2 protein-coding genes and 2 pseudogenes are annotated in these 3199 nt (G+C 69.7%); 3 read left to right on the top strand and 1 reads right to left on the bottom strand.

The features are described from left to right. A pseudogene (locus H5J33_RS28695) lies at positions 1-187 on the bottom strand (aminoglycoside phosphotransferase); the annotation flags it as partial. Between the two features lie 542 nt (positions 188-729). On the opposite strand from H5J33_RS28695, the gene pdhA reads away from it, so the two are divergent. The 3 genes and pseudogenes from pdhA to H5J33_RS28680 form a co-directional block, all read left to right on the top strand. Then, on the top strand, positions 730-1947 hold the full coding sequence (pdhA, locus tag H5J33_RS28690) for a pyruvate dehydrogenase (acetyl-transferring) E1 component subunit alpha (RefSeq protein WP_181797735.1): 1218 nt from the start codon (positions 730-732) through the stop codon (positions 1945-1947). A gap of 1 nt (position 1948) precedes the next feature. Then, a complete protein-coding gene (locus H5J33_RS28685; protein ID WP_181797736.1) occupies positions 1949-2926 on the top strand; it encodes an alpha-ketoacid dehydrogenase subunit beta in 978 nt (325 codons plus the stop codon). A gap of 10 nt (positions 2927-2936) precedes the next feature. After that, positions 2937-3161: pseudogene (locus tag H5J33_RS28680) on the top strand (biotin/lipoyl-containing protein); the annotation flags it as partial. Positions 3162-3199 lie beyond the last annotated feature (38 nt).

Here is a 3199-nt window from a genome sequence, read left to right as displayed (position 1 = left end):
GCCGGCGCTCGATGGCGGCCGGGTCGGCGGTGTCAGGATCGAAGTGGTGCTTGAGGAAGTAGCGGCCGCGGGTGGTGCACAGCCGGTAGCCGCGGTTGAGCAGCCCCTGGTCGACCGGCTCACAGGTGAGGGCGGTACCCGCGGCGTACAGGCGCAGCAGGGCGCCCAGAGGGGGCGCGTGGGGCACGACAGGTGGTACACATGAGCGCGGCACGCGCCAGATGTTAGGGCACGCCGGGAACCCGTGAGCTGGGCGTTGTCACAGGCAGTCGCCGACGGTCGCTTTCGGTCAAGGGTGGGGCGCGTGCTCGTACATCCGGGTGACGGTGACGGCCACTTGGTAACGCCAACGCTTTCCGGACCCGGCCGATCGGGTGGTGATAAGGGGATTTCTCCTGCTTCGCGTACGAGTCCCGTCTCACATTGAACTCTTCCCGTGACCTGGGTCGGCGGGATAACGTGCGCTTGCTCGGGCCTGCCGCAAGGCTGTGACCAGCACGCTTTCCCATCCCCTCGATTTACTTGGAAATCCAAGCAAAATCGCAGGTCAAACGGGGTTTCACAGAAATGTGGGGCACTGGGTAACGTGATGGTTGCAGGGCGCTCGCCGGGGCACCTGTCACGCCTGTTCCCGGCCGAGTGGCACCCACCCCGTGCCCGGTGGTCGAAACAGGTGAGCCGCACTGGCCTACCGGCAACCCCGGGGGCCGGAACGACGGAGGAGCACACGTGACCGTGGAGAGCAGTGCCGCGCGCAAGCCGCGACGCACCGCCGCAGGCAAAGCCGGCACCACCGGTAGCAAGACCGGAACCACCGGCACCAAGCGCACCACCCGTACCACCCGCAGCACCGCGAAGAAGAGCACCGACCCCGACCTCGTGCAGCTCCTGACACCGGAGGGCGAGCGGGTCGCGAACGCCGAGTACGACGCCTACGTCGCCGGCATCACCCCCGGGGAACTGCGCGGCCTGTACCGCGACATGGTGCTCACCCGCCGCTTCGACGCCGAGGCCACCGCCCTGCAGCGCCAGGGCGAGCTGGGCCTGTGGGCCTCCCTGCTGGGACAGGAGGCCGCCCAGATCGGCTCGGGCCGCGCCACCCGCCCGGACGACTACGTCTTCCCGACCTACCGCGAGCACGGCGTCGCCTGGTGCCGCGGCGTGGACCCGGCCAACCTGCTCGGCATGTTCCGCGGCGTGAACAACGGCGGCTGGGACCCGAACGGCAACAACTTCCACCTGTACACGATCGTCATCGGCTCCCAGACGCTGCACGCCACCGGCTACGCGATGGGCGTGGCCAAGGACGGCGCGGACTCGGCGGTCATCGCCTACTTCGGCGACGGCGCCTCCAGCCAGGGCGACGTGGCCGAATCGTTCACCTTCTCCGCGGTCTACAACGCCCCCGTGGTGTTCTTCTGCCAGAACAACCAGTGGGCGATCTCCGAGCCGACCGAGAAGCAGACCCGCGTCCCGCTGTACCAGCGCGCCCAGGGCTACGGCTTCCCGGGCGTCCGGGTCGACGGCAACGACGTGCTCGCCTGCCTGGCCGTCACCAAGTGGGCGCTGGAGCGGGCCCGCAACGGCGAGGGCCCCACCCTGGTCGAGGCGTACACCTACCGCATGGGCGCCCACACCACCTCCGACGACCCCACCCGCTACCGGGGCGACGAGGAGCGGCTGGCCTGGGAGGCGAAGGACCCGATCCTGCGCCTGCGCCGCCACCTGGAGGCATCGGGCCACGCGGACGAGGGATTCTTCGCGGAACTCGAGGCCGAGTCCGAGGCGTTGGGCAGGCGAGTGCGCGAAGCGGTCCGCTCCATGCCCGACCCGGACCGGTTCGCCCTCTTCGAGAACGTGTACGCGGACGGACACGCGCTCGTGGACGAGGAGCGCGCCCAGTTCGCCGCCTACCAGGCGTCGTTCGCAGATGAAGGGGGTCACTGAGATGGCCGAGAAGATGGCGATGGCCAAGGCCATCAACGAGTCGCTGCGCCGCGCCCTGGACGCCGACCCCAAGGTCCTGGTCATGGGTGAGGACGTCGGCAAGCTCGGTGGTGTCTTCCGGGTCACGGACGGCCTGCAGAAGGACTTCGGCGAGAGCCGGGTCATCGACACCCCGCTGGCCGAGTCCGGCATCGTCGGCACCGCGATCGGCCTGGCCCTGCGCGGCTACCGCCCGGTGGTGGAGATCCAGTTCGACGGCTTCGTCTTCCCGGCCTACGACCAGATCGTCACCCAGCTGGCGAAGATGCACGCCCGCTCGCTGGGCAAGGTCAAGCTGCCGGTCGTCGTGCGCATCCCCTACGGCGGCGGCATCGGCGCGGTCGAGCACCACTCCGAGTCGCCGGAGGCGCTGTTCGCCCATGTGGCCGGCCTGAAGGTGGTCTCGCCGTCGAACGCCTCGGACGCGTACTGGATGATGCAGCAGGCCATCCAGAGCGACGACCCGGTGATCTACTTCGAGCCCAAGCGACGCTACTGGGACAAGGCCGAGGTCGACCCCGAGGCCATCCCGGCCCCGCTGCACAAGGCGCGCGTGGTCCGTGAGGGCACGGACCTGACCCTGGCGGCCTACGGCCCGATGGTGAAGCTGTGCCAGGAGGTCGCGGCCGCGGCGGCCGAGGAGGGCAAGCACCTGGAGGTGCTGGACCTGCGCTCGGTCAGCCCGCTGGACTTCGACGCGATCCAGGCCTCGGTGGAGAAGACCCGCCGCCTGGTCGTGGTGCACGAGGCACCGGTCTTCTTCGGCTCCGGCGCGGAGATCGCCGCGCGGATCACCGAGCGCTGCTTCTACCACCTGGAGGCTCCGGTGCTCCGGGTCGGCGGCTACCACGCCCCGTACCCGCCGGCCCGCCTGGAGGAGGAGTACCTGCCCGACCTGGACCGCGTGCTCGACGCCGTCGACCGCTCGCTGGCGTACTGAGGAGGGGGACGTGACGACGATGACGGATGCGTCCGTGCGCGAGTTCAAGATGCCCGACGTGGGCGAGGGGCTCACCGAGGCCGAGATCCTCAAGTGGTACGTCCAGCCGGGTGACACGGTCACCGACGGCCAGGTGGTCTGCGAGGTGGAGACGGCGAAGGCCGCCGTCGAACTGCCCATCCCCTACGACGGTGTGGTCAGCGAGCTGCGCTTCCCCGAGGGCACCACGGTGGACTGACCGCTTTGGCGCTCAGCCGCAGCCGGACGTACCGG

Source organism: Streptomyces sp. WELS2 (genome assembly GCF_013870595.1).
Taxonomy (GTDB): Bacteria; Actinomycetota; Actinomycetes; order Streptomycetales; family Streptomycetaceae; genus Streptomyces.
The sequence above is the reverse complement of the archived record's forward strand: the minus strand, read 5'-3'. Positions and strand labels throughout refer to the sequence as shown.